The following is an 18,157-nucleotide window of genomic DNA, read 5'->3' as shown; positions in this document are numbered from 1 at the left end:
GGCGATCTCTCCTAGGCTGTAGCGGCTGACTCATCGGCAAGCTGTTTTTCACGCCGACGGCGCTGCATGACGACAATCAACCCAAAGATTAGGAATGCAGGAATCCACATGATCTCTTTCGTCCAGCGGTTCACAGGGGCTAACACTTCGATGATTTCTTGATCGAAGTCGAAACCGAGTTCTGCCGCTTGGCTGCCGTAGGTCACCATATCAACGATTGCCGTACCATCCTCAATAAACAGCTCAAGACCCAGGTTCTCAAGCCGCTCCTGGCCTGTTTCACCGTCAGGCACCGGTAGGGTCATATAAGTGCTCATTGGATCACCATAGTCATCCAGACCGGCGATCTGCAGGCGAAGCGTCGAGTCTTCATCGACATCGCCCAAGGCTTCAACAAATTGCGCAGGCGGAATGGACTCGTAGGGATCATGGATCATGTCCATCCAGAAGCCCGGCCGGAACAGCGTGAACGCAATCAACAACAGCACAATGGACTCATACCAGCGGCTGCGCGTAATCATGAAGCCCTGGGTCGCGGCAGCAAAGATCAGCATGGCGATGGTGGACACTATAAAGATCAGCACCCCCTGCAGGAAGGTCACATCAATCAGCAGCAGGTCGGTATTAAAGATGAACAAAAACGGTAGCGCTGCGGTGCGCAGGCTGTAATAGAATGCCTGGAAGCCGGTGCGAATAGGATCACCGCCGGAGACGGCTGCCGCGGCAAATGACGCAAGCCCCACCGGTGGCGTAACGTCGGCCATGATCCCGAAATAGAACACGAACAGGTGGACCGCAATTAGCGGCACTAATAGGCCATTCTCTGCGCCCAAATTAACGATCACCGGTGCCAGTAGAGCCGAAACGACGATGTAGTTAGCCGTGGTAGGCAACCCCATACCGAGAATCAAGCTAAGCACTGCCGTCAGCAACAGGATCAGCATCAAGTTACCCATGGCCAGTGTTTCCACTACTTCGGCCAGTACTAGCCCTACCCCGGTTTGGGAGACGGCACCGACGATAATACCGGCGGTGGCCGTAGCGATGCCGATGCCAATCATGTTGCGGGCACCGGTGACCAAACCATTCCATAAATCCATCACGCCTTCACGCAGATCCGCCTTCATATCACTGCGGCCACGAAAGATCGACGTGATCGGACGCTGAGTAAGGATAATGAAAATCATGAAAATAGTGGCCCAGAAGGCCGACAACCCAGGCGACAAACGCTCCACCATCAAACACCAGACCAGCACAATCACCGGCAGGATGTACTGCAAGCCAACCAGCACCGTTGGTTTGGTCTGGGGCAGCGAATAAATCGGTTCGTTAGGATCATCAAGCTCGAGCTCGGGGTAACCTGACGCAAGCTTGAGCAGGGCAATATAAATCACCGTCAGCCCAACGCCTACTACCCAAGGCGTCGCCTCGCCTAACACCGGCTTGAGCCAGCCAAGACCGTAATAGACTGCTAACGCGGTAACCATCATGAGTAGTAAACCACCCAAGAAGCCGATCACTTTATTGACCAAAGGCTTAGGGGGATTACTGCTCTGAAGCCCCTTCATATTGGCCTTAAGGGCCTCGAGGTGAACGATATAGACTAGCGCGATATAGGAAATCAGCGCAGGCAGGAAGGCATGCTTAATGACTTCAACGTAAGAAATACCTACATATTCGACCATCAAGAAAGCAGCGGCCCCCATTACAGGTGGCATAATCTGGCCGTTGACCGATGACGCCACTTCAACAGCGCCCGCCTTTTCCGAGGAGAACCCCACGCGCTTCATCATCGGCACCGTAAAGGTACCGGTGGTTACCACATTGGCAATAGAGGAGCCGGAAATCAGGCCGGTCATGGCCGAGGCCACCACAGCCGCTTTAGCGGGCCCACCGCGATAGTGACCAAGCAGCGAGAACGCTACCTTGATAAAGTAATTGCCAGCACCTGCCTTATCGAGCAGAGCGCCGAACAGTACAAATAGGAAGACGAAGCTGGTGGAGACACCCAGCGCAATACCGAAAACACCCTGAGTCGTTAACCACTGGTGGTTAATCAAACCATAGAGGCTGACCCCACCATGGGAAAGAATACCCGGCATCCATGGGCCAGCCAGGCTATAGACAAGAAAGACGGACGCCACGATCATTAACGGCGGGCCAAGCGCACGGCGTGTCGCCTCAAGCAGTAGCAATATCCCGGCGATGCCAATGATCACATCCTGCAGGATCGGTGCACCGGGGCGCTGGGATAACTGCTCGTAAAACATGAACATGTAAGCGCCACAAAAGGCCGCTGCCGCTGCCAGCACCCAATCTTGGATCGGTACACGGTCACGGGGCGAGCGCTTGAGTGCCGGATAGGCCATATACGCCAAGAACAGCGCAAAAGCTAAGTGAATAGAGCGGGCTTCCGTGGCACTAAATACGCCAAAACCCAGAACAAAGGGCACCGGGGAAGCGATCCACAGTTGAAACAGAGACCACGCTGCCGCAATGCTGACCAAGAGCTTGCCGGGCATACCGGCTGGTTTACGGGCGCCCGTGTCGCTGGAGGCAACCATGTCATCCAGGTCTACTCCGGTTCCCGAAGATCTGTTCTTATCTTCTGTCATATGCCTGCCCTGCTCCGAGTCGATTGACACTTAATTGCCATATCGAATTGCTCTATTAACATCCTAAATGCCCTATCAACATCCTAAATGCCCTATCAACATCCTAAACGCTTTATCAACAGCGTAAACCAAAATGCGCGGCACCCTTAGGTAACCGCGCATTCCTTGCTAAGGTAATACTACCTCAGGCTACTGAATTACTCGATCCAGCCTTGTTCACGGTAGTAACGCGCCGCTCCATCATGCAACGGTGCGGAAAGACCTTGAGTCACCATCTCTTCTGGATCAAGATTTTCGAAGGCCGGGTGCAGACGCTTGAAACGATCAAAATTATCAAAAACCGCTTTAACGGTCTGGTAGATCACTTCTTCGTCTGCTTCAGCCGTGGTTACAAATGTCGCTGCAACACCGAAGGTTTCGACATCTTCATCATTGCCGCGATATAAGCCACCTGGGATTACCGAAGAGGAGTAGTAGGGATATTCATCGACAATGCCCTGAATGTCTTCGTCGTTCAGCGGAATCAGACGAGCATCAACGGTGGTGGTCGCTTCCTGAATGGAACCATTCGGGTGGCCCACTACGTAAACCATGGCATCGACGTTATTATCGGCAAGTGCCGCCGCTTGCTCGGCTGCGTCAAGCTGAGATGCCAGAGAGAAAGTATCTTCGGTCCAGCCCTTGGCGTCCATCACCACTTCCATGGTGTTGCGCTGGCCTGAACCTGGATTACCGATGTTCACGCGTTTGCCTTCCAAATCATCAAGTGTCTCGATGCCAGAATCAGCACGTGCAAGCAGCGTCAGAGGCTCACCGTGGACACGGAACACAGCCCGCAAATCTTCGTAGGCCTCGCCTTCGAAGTTCCCGGTGCCGTTGTAGGCTTGATACTGAACGTCAGATTGGGCGACGCCCATGTCCAGCTCGCCGGACTTGATACCATTGATATTGGCGACAGACCCACCGGTTGAAGGTGCATTACACTTAATATCGGCGTCTTCGAGGCGATTAACCAAACGACAGATCGACTGCCCTACGACGTAATACACACCGGTTTGTCCACCGGTACCGATGGTGATGAACTGCTCGTCATCCTGTGCCATTGCCGGGGAGGCGAAAGCAGCGCTGGCAAGTAGCGCACCGGAGAAAGCAGCGGTAGAAAACGTATGGCGTTTCATGAACACACCTCTTTATATTGATGTTATGAGCGTATTTGATGTTATCAACACTGTCGTTAGCAACACTGTCATTATCAACATCATGCGCTTTGGACCCACCTAGCGACTCGCTCCCTCAGATGGGCTTATCCCAAAACGTTTTTAAGACAATCTGTTACAAGCACCCCTGGTGGCTGCCTGCTAATACTACTTTAGCGAAAAACCAGGACTTTAGCGAAAAACAAAGCCCTTAGCGATAGAAAATAAGCCTTTAGCGATAAAAAGCGCGCTTGGCAAAGCACCACAGTGCCTCCCCTTATTTAAAACGCATTTTCACTTTGTAGATAGTAGTTTAACGGTTGGCAACGTTAAGTAAGCGTTAATGTCCATACCGTTTTGGCATGGGGAATAATGATATTCACTACAGCTAGACAGCCGCAGCTTCTTCTGGACCAGTCTCAGCACCCCTTTAGCCCCGTCAGATGTTATATCCCAAGACGCCGGGTAGCCATAAAGCGATGGCTGGGAAGATGGCTACCAGCGCCAGCGCACACCCCATGGCGACCACAAACAACAACGCCCAACCGAGTGTTTGCTCCAAACGTATTTTCGCCACTTCGGTCGTTACCATTAAATTGACCGCCACCGGCGGGGTAAATTGACCAATGGCAATGTTCATTGCCAGTAGAATCCCAAACCACACCGGGTTCCATTCGAAGTGCTGCATAACAGGAATCAGGATCGGCATCATAATGAGATAAATCGAGATCGCATCTAACAACATGCCAGCGACCAGCACCGCTAACATCACTAAAACAAGCAGCAGTACGCCATTGTCCGTCAGGCTAATAATCCACTCAGCCAAGTGGCGGAAAGTGCCCAGCATGGTACCCGCCCAGGCAAAAATACCGGCAAGCGCGATAATCAGCATCACTACCCCAGAGATAATCGCCGCTTCGCCCAGTAACTCCCACAGATCGCGCAACGACAGTTCTCGGGTAAGAAATAGCCCAACAATCGCCCCATAGGCGACTGCCACGACGGCTGCTTCGGTGGGCGTAAACAAGCCCGAACGCAAACCACCCAAAATCAACACGGGTGCAAACAGCGCCGGTATCGCCTGTTTAAAAGTAGTGCGTACGCTGAGCTGTTCGGCACCTTCTACCGGTGTGCCGCCTTCCCAACCATAACGTTTGGAGACGATCATGGCAGGTACCAATAGTGCTATGCCTGCCAATATGCCGGGGAATAGCCCTGCCGCAAACAGGGCCCGCAAATCGACACCGGGCACCACAATCGAGTAAAGGATAAGTGCAACGGAAGGCGGGATAAGAATCGCGGTTGAAGCAGAAGCAGCAATTAGCGTGGCGGAAAACGGCTTGGGGTAGCCCGCTTTGGTCATGCTGGGCAGCATCACCATCGCTACGGCCGCCGCATCGGCAGGCCCGGAGCCGCTCATGCCGCCCATGATCATGCACACCAGCACCGCGACCAGCGCCAAGCCGCCATGGCGTGGGCCAATCAGCGCCTGGGCAAATCGCACCAAGCGCAGCGCCACGCCGGAGCGCTCAAAAATAAGCCCGGTAAGTATAAATAGCGGAATCGCAATTAATGGGTACTTTGCAATGCTGTTATAGGTATTCGTGCCCAAGGTCGCCAGCATATCCGGCGACAGCCCAATCACAATGCCAACTGCTCCAGAAAGCGCCAGCGAAAACGCCACGGGCACCCCTGCAATCAACAGGCCAGCAAACGCCAGGATCATCCAGACATCAGGGCTCATCGGTTAGCCTCCCCGCCAAACGGTCAGCGGTTTGCTGATACAAGCGCCATAACATGGCCGCAGAAAGCACGGGCAACCAAACCAAATACCACCATTGAGGAAGGCCTAATCCTGGCGAAAGCGATTCCCATTGATACTCTTGCCAAGCTAATTTGCCGCCGTACCAGGTGATCAAACCCAGCACAATAAAACTGCACAACGCTTGGAAGAGAATCAGCGCACGACGGTACCTAAGCGGCAAGGCACGCTCCAAAAAGCCAATGCGAATATGCCGGTTACGCCTTAGCGCCACCGAGGCACCGGCAAACGTCAGTACTACCAACAAGAAAACCGAGAACTCTTCGGTAAAAGAAAAAGAACCGCCGGTCAGATAGCGCGTAATGACATTACCCAAACTGATCATCGAGATAATGATTAATGCCAGCGCGCCCAGCCAGCGTTCCGGGCGCGCATCGGGAAAGCCTTTCATGGCAGCCTCACAGCAAAAAACTCCCAGCCCTAAGAGCCGGGAGTTAGAACATCAACAGTTATTAGCGCGCGTCGATAGCGGCTTGGGCGGCGTTAACCACCTCATCGCCAATCCGCGGTGCCCATTTCTCGTAAACAGACTGTGTGGCATCGACAAACGCCTGGTACTGTTCATCGGAAAGCTCTGTCACCGTCACACCGCGCTCTTGAATCGCCGCTAGGCGTTCGCTCTCTTCTTCACGTGTCATGGCGATTTCCCACTCACCCGCTTCTACCGCGGTTTCGCGCAGCAGGGTTTGTTGCTCTTCGCTCAATGTTTGCCATACCTGCTGATTGACCGCAAAAATCAGAGGGTCATTCATGTAGTTCCAGAGCGTCAAATGCTCTTGGCCAACTTGATCAATGCGCGCGACGTCAAATACAGAGAGTGGGTTTTCCTGGCCATCAACGGCGCCGGTGGTCAGCGCAGGCTGAGCGTCCGTCCAGCTCATTTGGGTGGGGTCGGCGCCTAAGGCCGAGAAGGTATCCTGGAACAACGGCGAGCCAACAACTCGGATTTTCAGGCCGTCCAAGTCATCCGGCTCGCTGATCGGACCGCGTGAGTTGGAGACCTGACGGAAGCCATTTTCGCCCCACGCCAGCGGGATAACGCCGCGTGATTCGATCGCTTCAAACACCAGCTCGCCCGCTTCACCACCAGTGACTGCATCGACGGCGGCTTCATCGGGAATGAAAAACGGCAAAGAGAAAAGATTCAGTTCCGGCACCTGCGGCGACCAGTTAATAGTCGAGCCCACCGCTGCATCAATCAAGCCGGAACGCATGGCGGAGAATTCGCGGGTTTGGTCACCGGAAACCAACTGAGAGTTGGGGTAAACGCGCAGCGTTAGCTCGCCGTCGCTGCGTTCCTCCACCAGTTCCGCCCATTTTTCCGCTGCCTGCCCCCACGGAAAAGCATCAGATAAAACGGTGGAAACCGAAAGTTCGCGTGCTTGTGCAGAAAGGGAGGCAGAAAGCAGTGCCGCCCCGGCTAAGCCAGCAGTAAAACGAGCCATTGAGCGTGTCAGCGTCATGGTAGATCCTTTTTATCTATTTTTATGGTGTGCGATTTATAATATGCGCGAATAGCCATTTCGAGGATTGTCGAGAAAGCCCCACTTATTGTATGCACTTAGCGCACGAAAGAAAGACGTCTAAAGTTGGCATGATTAAGAAAAAACAGTCGACGAATAGACATTGCTATTGATAACGCAGCCAATTCCCTAGGTACCAGTAAAACACCCCTAAAACCTGTTAGCTCACTTTCTCGCCACCGCCCCCGTCACCGAAACGTCACATATCCACTCAGGCCAATCGGTTAGACTAAACAGTCACCAAGCCGGGAGCTCCCTATGCAGATGCTGGCGCTTTATAGTATCAAGGGTGGCGTGGGCAAGACCGCCTCCGCCGTCAATCTCGCCGCCGAAGCGGCACGCGACGGCAGGCGAGTGTTGCTGTGGGATCTCGATCCGCAGGCCGCCACCACCTTCTACCTGCGCAGCAAACCCAAAGTACGCGGAGGCGTCGACAAGCTGGTCAAGGGCAAGGCCGATCTCGACCGGGCGATCCGCGAGACCGACTTCGAGGGGCTCGACCTGCTGCCGGCGGCGCTGGGCTCGCGCGACCTGGAAGCGTCGATGGAAACCCGCAAGCCCAGTCGGCTGCGCAAGATCCTCAAGCCGGTGATGGGCAGTTACGACCTGGTGATACTCGACTGCCCGCCGAGCCTGTCGGCACTCGCCGAGCAGATCTTTTCCAGCGTTGATGCCCTGTTGGTGCCGATGGTACCGACTACCCTGTCGTTGCGCACTCTTGAGCAACTGGACGGTCATCTCGACGCGGTCGACCATGCCTGCCCAATCTGGCCGTTCGTCACCCTCGCCGACCGTCGCAAGACCCTGCACCGTCAGGTGATGGAGAGTCTCAGCGAACGCTGGCCGAGGCGCCTGTCGACGACCGTGCCCAACGCCAGTGAGGTTGAGCGCATGGGTATCGAACGCGCTCCGGTCGGGCATTTCGCCCGCAGCAGTCGGGGCGGTCGCGCCTACGCCACGCTGTGGCGAGAGATCGCGCAGCGTATGCAATGAACGTCTGAACTTCGTTCTGCTGTTAATTGGCTTGCGCAGGCGGAAGAGGTACCGGCGCGCTGTTAATGGGCGACAGCCTAGGCGCATATAAACTAGTCGGCGGCGACTTTAGTGGTCGCGGGTATAGCCCTGATCGTGGTCTGATTTCGCCGCCGTCCAGCTTAATCCGCAGGCTGGCAGTAACCGGCTTCCTCGGGGATGGAAACACAATCACCCACTTTGATACCACGCTCGGCAAAGTAACCGCCGTTGACCTCTAGTGCTGAATGATACGCCGCCCCAGCTGGGTAGGAAGGGCATTCGCTCGACGAGGAAGATTCGCAGGGCTGCATGGTATTAATCGCCACTATTCGACCATTCGCATCGATAAAGGCAATATCGAGGGGAATCAGGGTGCGATACATCCAAAAGGCGTTATTGGCCGATTGCTCGCTCTCAAAGCGAAACAGCATGCCATTTGCTTCAGGCAAGCTCTCCCGTCCCATCAAGCCTCGCTGACGCTGGGACGCTGTTTCCGCCACCTCAACGTGTAAACGGTGTGGGCCGTCCTCGCTATGAATGGCCAGCGTCAGCGTTTGCATGTCTTTCGCCGTGGCTTGCCCCCAAGCAAACGAGCTGAGTAACGACATCGGCAATAGCGCTGCCAGCGGTAACAGTAACGACGCTTTAAGCAGTGTGCGACGCGTGGGATCCATACTTACTTCCTTTTGTCATGCGCATCTGCGCGAACTCGGTGGCCCGGCATCAGGTGAATGCCTGTCGCCAGTAGTGAGACATTCACCACTTCTCCGCTGGTCAACTGGTTGCGGCGTGCGGCATGGGTGGCAATGTCAAAACGTAACATATCGTCATGACCGATGCTTAAGGAAACTGAAGTAATACCGCCCAATACCACCATCTCGCTGACGGTGGCAGCCAACGGATTTTCCCGCTCGCCCTTTGAGGGACGGTCACGGCGGTGAAGCACAATATCGGAGGGCGGCAAGTACCATGTCACGGTTTCGCCTACTGGCTGAGTATCGAGCCCCTCAGCCACTTCTAAATAGCACTCTCCCCACTGCAGCCGTCGCTGCCCCTCTATGTCAACGACGACGCCTTCAAACAGATTATGCCGGTCTAATAGGCGAGCAACCAGTGGCGACGTCGGACGCCTAAACAGTCCCTCTGGGGCGGCTTGCTGCAGACTGGCGCCATTATGTAGTACACAGATTTGATCGGCGAGGGCGGCAGCCTCTTCCAGATCGTGGGTCACTAGCACAATAGGAATGTCGATCTGCTGTCGCAGCAGCGCCAGTTCACGCTGCAAACGCCGACGGGTGACTTGATCCACCGCTGAAAAAGGCTCATCCAGTAGCAGCACTTTGGGCTCGCGAGCCAGGGCGCGGGCTAGTGCCACACGCTGACGTTGCCCGCCTGAAAGTGCATTAGGGTAGCGCTTGCCCAATCCGTCTAAACGCACCTTGGCAAGCCACTGTTCGGCCTGTTCCTGACGTTGTAGTTGCGGCAAATGGCGCAGGGGGAGTTGAATATTTTCCGAGGCGGTTAGGTGGGGAAATAGCGCATAGTCCTGAAACACCATGCCGACCTGCCTACGCTGAGGTGGGAGTGAATGCTTACGCTCAGCATCAAACCAAACCTTGCCAGCGCACTCCACTTGCCCGCTCTGGGGGCGATAAAGCCCGGCAATGGTACGCAACAGCGTGGTTTTTCCGCTGCCCGATGGCCCGACCAGCGCCAGCAGTTCGCCGGGCTGGCAAACGAACTCTGCAGCCAGCGGTATCGGCCCCGCTTGCTTGACCGCCACACGTAAGCGAGCCATACACGAATCAGCCACGTACCCACCGCCGACGTCCAGCTAACCCATATACGAGTCCCAACGTAATAAACGATACCAATAGCAGCAGTGCCGACATCTGCGCCGCGCCTTGTTTATCAAAGGCTTGAACGCGATCATAAATAGCAATAGCGAGCGTGCGGGTTTCGCCATCAATCGCGCCTCCTACCATTAAGATCACACCGAACTCCCCCAGCGTATGGGCAAAGGTCAAGGCTGCCGCTGACATAATCCCTGGCCAAACCAAGGGCAGCTCGATACGCAGCAGCGTTTGCCACGGGCTTAGCCCGCTGCACCAGGCCGCTTCCCGCAAGTTGTGGGGCACGTGTTCAAAGGCGCGCTGGATGGGCTGCACGGCAAACGGCAGGTTAGCTATCAGCGAAGCCAACAAGATACCGTTGAAGGTAAAGTTCAGCCCACCGCCGGTCAGGTCCGCCCAAAGCGACCCCACCGGCGCATCTCGGCCAAAACTCATCAGCAGATAAAAGCCCAGCACGGTGGGTGGTAGCACTAGCGGAAGCGCCACGAGCGCTTCGCACAGTCCTTTAGCGCGAAAAAGCGCGTAGGCCAGAGCACGGCCTAGCCAAATAGCGATAGGGATGAGAATCAGGCAGGTAAAACCCGCAAGACGTAGCGAGACCGAAAGCGCCGACCAATCCATCAAGAACCATCCATTATGACCAAGCCATTATTCAACGCTAAACCCATAGGTGCGCAAAATGGTTTGCCCTTCGTCTTTTTGCAGCCACTGGTAGAAGGCGCTGGCAACCTCACCCGCTTGGTTGGTCAACACCATGCGTTGACGTAGCGGGTCATGCCAGCTCTCGGGGATGAGTACGTACTCACTTCGCTCGTTCAAGGCGGGTGCTAGTGCTAAGGAATAAGCCACCAAACCTCCCCGCGCATCGTCAGAAAGCGCAAACTGTGCCGCCTGGGAGACATTTTCGCCCAGTACCCGCAGCGGCTCGGTTTGCTCCCAAAGCCCAGCATGCTTCAAAGCCTGCTGCGCCGCGACGCCATAAGGCGCGTGTTCAGGATTGGCCAGCGCAATGCGAGTAGGTGCATCGCTTGCTTGCACTTCTAGCGCATCTTGCACTGCCGACAACGGCGCATCCTCACGGGGCAAATCACCGTGACCTGCGCGCTGTAGCCACACTAGCCGACCAATGGCATAGATGACACCCTCGTCTTTGGTGTGGCCTTCTTCGTAAAGCGCCTGAACGTAGCGTTCGTCAGCAGAGAGATAGAGCTCAAACGGCGCACCCTGGGCAATTTGGCGGCGGAAGTTGCCCGACGAACCAAAGTTCAAGCGCAGGTCGTGGCCGGTTTCTTCACGAAACTGGTCAGCAGCCTCGGTCAGTGCAAACTGCAGGTCAGAGGCGGCGGCCACGATAGGTGCACCCGCGAGTGCGGGGGCGCTTGTTAATAGCAAGCAGGCGAGCAACAGCCCATGCATTAATTTAGCTTTTAGCATGCTCGTCAGTAATCTCCATTACCTTCATGGTATTAGTCCCGCCGTGAGCATTCATATGGTCGCCACGGGTAAGGATCACGTGATCGCCGGCTTTAGAGATACCCATCTTCACCAGTAGCTCCAGGGCACGGTCGTTCAGCTCGGTGGCGGTCATGTCAGAGGTATCGAACGGCAGCGAGACGACACCGCGGTAGAGTGCCATTCGGCGCTGAGCGATGGGGTTATGTGCCAAACCTACAATTGGCAGGCCAGAACGAATGCGCGAGGCGATTAGCGGCGTGTAACCCGACGATGTCATACAGGCAATCGCCGAGATACCCGTCATATGGTTGGCGGCGTACATAGCGGAAAGCGCAATGGTTTCATCCGGTCGGGTAAAGCCTTCATGAATACGGTGGCCGGACTCCTGAGCAGATTTCTCCCGCTCAGCGCCCAAACAAACACGCGACATCGCTTCGACGGTTTCCAACGGATAGTCACCCGCCGCGGTTTCTGCCGAGAGCATGACCGCGTCGCTGCCATCCAGTACCGCGTTGGCCACATCGAATACCTCGGCACGCGTAGGAAGCGGTGCTGAAATCATGCTCTCCATCATTTGTGTGGCAGTGATGACCGCACGGTTGAGCGATCGGGCGCGTTTGATCATGCGCTTTTGCACACCAACCAGCTTGGCATCGCCAATTTCAACGCCTAAATCGCCCCGCGCCACCATGACCGCCTCAGACGCTTCGATGATGCCATCCAGGGTGGCATCATCCGCTACGGCTTCGGCACGTTCGACTTTAGCCACCAGGCCAATCTCTTTTCCTTCCTCGCCCAATAAACGGCGTGCTTCGAGCATATCTTCAGCATGGCGGGGGAAAGAAATGGCCAGGTAATCGACGCCAATCTCAACGGCGGTCTTAAGGTCTTCTTTATCTTTTTCTGTCAATGCTGGCGCTGAGAGACCACCGCCTTGCTTGTTGATGCCTTTGTGGTTGGAGAGTTTGCCGCCTACAACCACAGTGGTATGCACCTGTTGGCCGTCAACGCGTGCCACGTCAAGCACTAAGCGCCCATCGTCTAACAGCAGGCGATCCCCTGCAGTAACGTCTTTCGGCAAGGTTTTATAGTCGCAGCCTACCTGATGGCTATCCCCCGCATCGCCATCCAGCGCCATATCGAGAATAAACGGTTGGCCCTCTTTGAGCACCACAGCCCCATCTCTAAACCGCGCAATACGAATTTTGGGTCCCTGTAGATCGCCTAATACCGCGACGCTGCGGCCTAGCTGGGCGGCGATTTCACGTACCTCGGTTAACCGGCGGCGGTGATCATCGGCGGTGCCATGGGAGAAGTTAAGACGCACCACATCGACACCCGCCTTGAGCATGGCTTCCAATACGCCTTCCCGGTCGCTGGCAGGCCCCAGGGTGGCGACAATTTTGGTACGACGGATCGTGGAGAAGTGCAGTGCGTTCATAATGTTCCAACCATGCAATTTAGCGTGTAGTGACTCTATTAAGTAATTCTACTCAGTAACCCTAGCTTACCAGTTTAACGCGCTCTATATGACAGCAGTGCAACGCAGGGGGTGGGTTTAAGTCAACGTCACGGTGATCGCGAGAGGAAACTCATCACAGTTATTGCCATCACCGCCCCGATCCACTACCAAAAACTCGCCTTCACGCTCCAGTACCGATTGAATGGCATGCCAGGTGCCTGCGCGGTAGTTCACCCCTTGGCGGCCATCGGTGACAAAAGCGCGTACATCCTCCGGATTAATGTGTTCACCGGGTGGCGCCACCACGACAATAAAGCGCTCCTGATGCAGCGGCATAAAGGCCTGACTACCCTGAGGATGACGCTCCAGAAACGTGAGCTCCAACGGCAGTGTAATCGGCTGGCTAACGAAAATATTAATCAGCGTGTGGGCGTTTTCGCCCAAGGTTTCCACCTTGGCCAGATCATGATGGCGCTGAGTGCGCCCGGCATTAATGGGAAACGACGCTGACGTACGTGCATCTATCACATCGCCAAAAGGAGCGAAGGCATCAGCCGTTAGCGGCTCGGCTTTTAGTTCAAGCATGACAGCTCCTTAGCGAGACGACAGTTTAAGAGACGCATGACGATTAACATCTTTATACAGCAAATAGCGGAACGGTCCTGGGCCAGCGGCGTAGCAGGCCTGGGGGCAGAAAGCGCGTAGCCACATAAAATCCCCAGCTTCTACTTCTACCCAATTTTGATTCAGGTGGTAAACGGCTTTGCCTTCAAGCACGTAAAGGCCATGCTCCATGACATGGGTTTCATCAAAAGGAATCACGCCGCCGGGTTGAAAGGTCACGATATTGACGTGCATATCGTGGCGAACGTCTGCAGGGTCGACAAAGCGCGTGGTGGCCCAGCGCCCTTCGGTGTCCGGCATTTTGATGGGTGCAATATCCTGCTCATTGGTGACAAACGCCTTTGGCACCTCAAGCCCTTCGACAAATTCGTAGGCCTTGCGTACCCAGTGGAAACGCACCGGCGCGTCAGATTCGTTGCGCACCTGCCATGAACTGCCAGGGGGGATAAACGCGTAACCGCCAGGTTGCATGGTGTAATGCCCGCCTAACAACGTAAGTGATAACTCACCCTCCACAATAAACAAGACACCTTCTGCGTGGGGATCTGGCTCCGGTTTATCGCTACCGCCTCCCGGCTGCACTTCCATAATGTATTGAGAGAATGTCTCGGCAAACCCCGACAGCGGCCGCGCCAGCACCCACAATCGCGTGCCTTCCCAAAACGGCAGGTTGCTGGTGACGATATCGCGCATGACGCCTTTTGGGATCAGCGCGTACGCTTCGGTAAATACAGCGCGATCAGCGGTAATTTGTGTTTGCGGCGGGTGGCCGCCGATGGGGGCGTAGTAGTTAGCTGGCATCTGAAACCTATATGTCTAATTAAAAACAAGCGTTGTATATCTTGTATACAAGATTAGCGAGCCACAATAAAGCGATCTTTAGCTATCCTTTAGTTCTCCTTTAACTCTCCTTTAGCCCTCCTTTCGTTACGTTTATTAGTGTGGCTCACTCAAAGGCCTTGTGAAACACTTATCCCAATAGTAACTTCTTTAGAAACTTTCGTTTCACGATTCTAAGATCATACGCCCCTGTCCCCAACAGCAACCTCGGCACGGCATGACGATCGCTCACTGATGCTCAGGTCAGCTACTCATAACAAACGCGAGGCATAGCATGTCCCAACAAACACCCTCTTCCCCGGATAGCCGAGCGTCGAAAAAAAGCTGGTGCCGAATCCCGGATATCTACGTGGTGCTGTTCATATTTATCGCGCTGGCAGCCATCGCAACGCATTTCGTGCCTGCTGGCCAGTTTGAGCGCATTCCAGGCCCGAGCGGGCGCACCACCATCGACCCCACGTCTTACGAACAGATTGCGTCGTCCCCGGTGGGCTTCGTCGATTTCATGTTGGCGATTCCCAATGGCTTGATGAGCGCGGGTGAAGTCGTCTTTTTTACCTTTATGATCGGCGGTATGTTCATGGTACTAAGGCGCACCGGCATCATTGAAATCGGTGTGGATAAGCTCACCCGCCGCTTTGCGCAAAAGAGCCTGCTGTCCATTCCTGTACTGATGACGGTATTTGCCCTCATCGCCACCGTGATCGGCACCCAGGAATTGGCGCTGGTCTACGTGCCGGTCATCTTGCCGCTAATGATTGCCTTGCGTTTTGATTCCGTCACCGCCGCGGCGGTGGCGCTTTGTGCGACCACGGTCGGATTCACCACGGGGGTGCTCAATCCCATCAATACGGGGCTTGGGCAGCAACTGTCAGATCTTCCTCTGTACTCCGGTTATGGCCTGCGCATCATGGCGTTTGTGGTAATGTTAGCCGCGGCCATTTTCTTCGTGATGCGCTACGCCCGCAGGGTGCGTCAGACACCGGCGCTTAGCCTGTTGAGCAGCGACGCCAGCGAGTCCGAAAAACGCTCGCTTTATCAGCATGCTGACAACAGCCCCGCCTTAACCGCAAGCGCTCGCCAGAAGCTCGCGGCTATCGCCACTTTCGCCTTCTTCGCGGTGCTCGTTTACGGCGTGCTACAGCAAGGCTGGTTCATGATGGAAATGGCGGGCCTGTTTATCATCATGGGCATCGTAGTAGGCCTCATTGCGGGCCTCGATACCGACGAAATATGTTCAGGCTTCAACCAGGGTTTCCGTGACGTGCTGGTCGGTGCCATGATTGCTGGCGTTGCGCGGGGCGTTGCCGTGATGCTGGAGGATGGCCAGATCATGGACACGCTGGTGTTTGGGCTTGGCAACCTCGTCGGTGGCTTACCCACCCTGCTGTCGGCGATTGGCATGTTCTTCGCCCAGCTAGGTTTTAACTTCATCGTCCCTTCTGGCAGCGGCCAGGCCCTGGTCACCATGCCGCTGATGGCACCGCTCTCAGACATTATTGGCGTGACACGCCAAACGTCGGTGTTAGCTTTCCAACTGGGCGATGGCATCGGCAACATCTTCTACCCGACCTCGGGTTACTTTATGGCAACCCTGGCGCTGGCGGGTGTTCCATGGCAAAAGTGGGTCAAATTCTTCTTCCCACTTTTTTGCGTCTGGATCATGATCGCCCTGGGCTTTCTCATTTTCGCCCAGGCAACGCAGTGGACCGGCTAGAGCACGGCAGAGATAAACTGCTTTAGCTCCGGCGTTTGCGGATTGCTGAATATCTCGCTGGGGGCGCCCTCTTCATGGATGCGCCCCTGATGCATAAACACCACGCGGTCGGCCACGTCGCGAGCAAAGCTCATCTCGTGGGTGACCAGAATCAGCGTTATGCCCTCGGCCGCCAACGCTTCCAGTACGCGCAGCACTTCCCCAACCAACTCAGGGTCGAGGGCAGAAGTCACCTCATCGCAGAGCATCACTTTGGGGCGCATGGCCAGCGCCCGAGCGATAGCGACCCGCTGCTGCTGCCCCCCGGAAAGCTGCGCCGGGTAGGCATCGTATTTGTCGGAGAGCCCCACTTTCTCAAGCACTTCGCGGGCGACTTTCTCGACCTCGGCTTTCTCCTCGCCACGCACCACTAGCGGCGCCAGGCAGACGTTTTCACCCACGGTTTTATGGGGAAATAGGTTAAAGCTTTGGAAGACCATGCCGACGTTTTCACTTAGCTCTTTGGGCGGCATCGACGCCGCATCGAGCTGCTTATCGGCAATAGTGATCTCTCCACTGTCATGTTTTTCCAGCTGATTCAGGCAGCGCAGCAGGGTACTTTTACCCGAGCCGCTGCGGCCAATAATCGCCACCACTTCGCCTTGCGCCACCAAAAGGTTAATACCTTTAAGCACTTCCAGGTCGCCAAAGGCTTTATGAACGTTATCAACGTAAACCAGCGTCATAGAGTTTTTTCTCCAGATAGCGCGCGTAGCAGGAAAGTGGGTAGCACAGCGCGAAGTAAAGCAGCGCCACAAGGGCAAATATGGTGAAGGGTTCGAAGGTGGCGTTATTGAGCATGGTCCCCGCCTTGGTCAGCTCGACAAAGCCAATGATAGAGGCCAGCGCCGTGCCTTTAATGACCTGTACCGAGAACCCCACCGTCGGCGGAATCGAAAGCCGCAGCGCCTGAGGCAGAATCACATGGCGCATGGTCTGGAAGTAGTTCATGCCCAGCACCCGCGATGCATGCCACTGCCCTTTGGCCACCGCCTCTAAACAGCCGCGCCAGTTGTCACATAAAAAAGCACTGGTGAACAGCGTCAGTGCGACGGAAGCCGCCAGCCAGGCTGAAATCGGCTGGCCTAACGCGGCCGCGCCAAAGAAGATCAAAAACAGCTGCATCAACAGCGGCGTGCCTTGGAACAGGTCAACATAAAGAGACGTTAAGCGCTGCAGCCAGCGGTTGCTGGAGAGCCGCATAAAGGTCAACAGCAGCCCCACCGTGGCACCGCCGACAAAGGCAATCAGCGATAGAAGAATGGTCCAGCGGGTTGCCAGCAGCAGGTTGCGCAGAATGTCCCAGAAGGTGAACTCAATCATCGCTGCTCTCCTTGCTGATAAGCGAATACGCGCTTGCCCACCAGCATAAAGCTGCGCCGCATACCAAAAGCGAGGAGCAGATAGACCAAGGTGATCAGCAGGTAGACTTCAAAGCTGCGAAAGTTGCGCGACTGGATAAAGTTGGCGGCGTAGGTGAGATCGAATACCGAAATCTGCGACACCACCGCCGACCCCAGCATCACAATGATCGACTGACTGATCAGCGCGGGATAAACCCTGGCAAACGCGGGTACCAGCACAATGTGGCGGTAGCTCTGCAGCGTGGTCATCCCCAGCGCGCGCGCCGCTTCCAACTGGCCTTTCGCCGTAGCGCTGATGCCGGCGCGTAAAATTTCCGCGCTGTAAGCGGCCAAGTTGAGCGTCATGGCGATAAACGCCGCGGTAATGGCATCAATTTTAATGCCGAGCCCCGGTAGCCCGAAGAAGATAAAGAACAGTTGCACAATAAAGGGCGTGTTACGGGTGACTTCGACGTAGCCGCCTAGCCCCCAGCGCACCCATGGCTGTGCGTTGACGCGTAAATACGCCACGGCCACCGCCAGCGCTAGCCCCGTCAAGGTGGTCACCACGGTCAAAATGACCGTGGTGGTCAATCCTTTGAGAAGCTCACTGACGTAGGGCAACAGGGTAAGAAAATCGAGTGTTGGCCCCAT

General features: G+C 55.5%; 17 protein-coding genes. 2 read left to right on the top strand and 15 right to left on the bottom strand.

Annotated features, from left to right (window positions below):
• Positions 1-11: 11 nt before the first annotated feature.
• From ACUVOF_RS05690 to ACUVOF_RS05670, 5 genes are all read right to left on the bottom strand, one after another.
• Positions 12-2,615: a TRAP transporter permease gene (locus tag ACUVOF_RS05690; protein ID WP_447043420.1), complete on the bottom strand. Its 2,604-nt coding sequence runs from the start codon at positions 2,613-2,615 to the stop codon at positions 12-14.
• A gap of 197 nt (positions 2,616-2,812) precedes the next feature.
• Complete coding sequence (locus ACUVOF_RS05685; RefSeq protein ID WP_447043419.1) at positions 2,813-3,793, bottom strand: TAXI family TRAP transporter solute-binding subunit; 981 nt, start codon at positions 3,791-3,793, stop codon at positions 2,813-2,815.
• A 457-nt stretch (positions 3,794-4,250) separates the two neighbouring features.
• Entirely contained in the window at positions 4,251-5,555 is a 1,305-nt protein-coding gene (locus ACUVOF_RS05680) for a TRAP transporter large permease (RefSeq protein WP_447043418.1), read from the bottom strand.
• Complete coding sequence (locus tag ACUVOF_RS05675) at positions 5,545-6,024, bottom strand: TRAP transporter small permease (RefSeq protein ID WP_447043417.1); 480 nt, start codon at positions 6,022-6,024, stop codon at positions 5,545-5,547. Before ACUVOF_RS05675 ends, ACUVOF_RS05680 begins: the two co-directional genes overlap by 11 nt.
• Before the next feature lie 61 nt (positions 6,025-6,085).
• Positions 6,086-7,096 (bottom strand): DctP family TRAP transporter solute-binding subunit, encoded by a 1,011-nt coding sequence (locus ACUVOF_RS05670; protein ID WP_447043416.1) that lies wholly within the window; start codon positions 7,094-7,096, stop codon positions 6,086-6,088.
• A gap of 318 nt (positions 7,097-7,414) precedes the next feature.
• On the opposite strand from ACUVOF_RS05670, the gene ACUVOF_RS05665 reads away from it, so the two are divergent.
• Complete coding sequence (locus ACUVOF_RS05665; protein ID WP_113269090.1) at positions 7,415-8,149, top strand: ParA family protein; 735 nt, start codon at positions 7,415-7,417, stop codon at positions 8,147-8,149.
• A gap of 161 nt (positions 8,150-8,310) precedes the next feature.
• Here the strand turns inward: ACUVOF_RS05665 and ACUVOF_RS05660 are convergent, their stop codons facing one another.
• The 7 genes from ACUVOF_RS05660 to ACUVOF_RS05630 form a co-directional block, all read right to left on the bottom strand.
• On the bottom strand, positions 8,311-8,844 hold the full coding sequence (locus ACUVOF_RS05660) for a DUF192 domain-containing protein (RefSeq protein ID WP_447043415.1): 534 nt from the start codon (positions 8,842-8,844) through the stop codon (positions 8,311-8,313).
• Positions 8,845-8,846: 2 nt separating this feature from the next.
• On the bottom strand, positions 8,847-9,968 hold the full coding sequence (locus ACUVOF_RS05655; protein WP_447043414.1) for an ABC transporter ATP-binding protein: 1,122 nt from the start codon (positions 9,966-9,968) through the stop codon (positions 8,847-8,849).
• A 7-nt stretch (positions 9,969-9,975) separates the two neighbouring features.
• Complete coding sequence (gene modB / locus ACUVOF_RS05650; protein ID WP_447043787.1) at positions 9,976-10,644, bottom strand: molybdate ABC transporter permease subunit; 669 nt, start codon at positions 10,642-10,644, stop codon at positions 9,976-9,978.
• Positions 10,645-10,671: 27 nt separating this feature from the next.
• Positions 10,672-11,457 (bottom strand): molybdate ABC transporter substrate-binding protein, encoded by a 786-nt coding sequence (gene modA / locus ACUVOF_RS05645; protein WP_447043413.1) that lies wholly within the window; start codon positions 11,455-11,457, stop codon positions 10,672-10,674.
• Positions 11,444-12,919: a pyruvate kinase gene (pyk, locus tag ACUVOF_RS05640; RefSeq protein ID WP_447043412.1), complete on the bottom strand. Its 1,476-nt coding sequence runs from the start codon at positions 12,917-12,919 to the stop codon at positions 11,444-11,446. Before pyk ends, modA begins: the two co-directional genes overlap by 14 nt.
• 117 nt (positions 12,920-13,036) lie before the next feature.
• Positions 13,037-13,525 (bottom strand): ureidoglycolate lyase, encoded by a 489-nt coding sequence (locus ACUVOF_RS05635; protein ID WP_447043411.1) that lies wholly within the window; start codon positions 13,523-13,525, stop codon positions 13,037-13,039.
• Between the two features lie 9 nt (positions 13,526-13,534).
• Positions 13,535-14,365, bottom strand: coding sequence for a bifunctional allantoicase/(S)-ureidoglycine aminohydrolase (locus ACUVOF_RS05630; RefSeq protein WP_447043410.1), 831 nt, complete (start codon positions 14,363-14,365; stop codon positions 13,535-13,537).
• 313 nt (positions 14,366-14,678) lie between these two features.
• Between ACUVOF_RS05630 and ACUVOF_RS05625 the strand changes: the two genes are divergently transcribed.
• Positions 14,679-16,121 (top strand): YfcC family protein, encoded by a 1,443-nt coding sequence (locus ACUVOF_RS05625; RefSeq protein WP_447043409.1) that lies wholly within the window; start codon positions 14,679-14,681, stop codon positions 16,119-16,121.
• Here the strand turns inward: ACUVOF_RS05625 and ACUVOF_RS05620 are convergent.
• From ACUVOF_RS05620 to ACUVOF_RS05610, 3 genes are read right to left on the bottom strand one after another with little or no spacing between them, the layout of a single operon-like run.
• A complete protein-coding gene (locus ACUVOF_RS05620) occupies positions 16,118-16,846 on the bottom strand; it encodes an amino acid ABC transporter ATP-binding protein (RefSeq protein WP_447043408.1) in 729 nt (242 codons plus the stop codon). The two genes, ACUVOF_RS05625 and ACUVOF_RS05620, sit on opposite strands and share 4 nt — an antisense overlap.
• Positions 16,827-17,483 carry an amino acid ABC transporter permease gene (locus ACUVOF_RS05615; protein ID WP_447043407.1) on the bottom strand — a complete coding sequence of 219 codons (657 nt, stop codon included), beginning with the start codon at positions 17,481-17,483 and terminating at the stop codon, positions 16,827-16,829. Before ACUVOF_RS05615 ends, ACUVOF_RS05620 begins: the two co-directional genes overlap by 20 nt.
• A complete protein-coding gene (locus ACUVOF_RS05610; protein WP_447043406.1) occupies positions 17,480-18,157 on the bottom strand; it encodes an amino acid ABC transporter permease in 678 nt (225 codons plus the stop codon). Before ACUVOF_RS05610 ends, ACUVOF_RS05615 begins: the two co-directional genes overlap by 4 nt.

The organism is Vreelandella sp. H-I2 (genome assembly GCF_052959335.1).
This window is presented reverse-complemented; position numbering and strand designations above follow the sequence as displayed.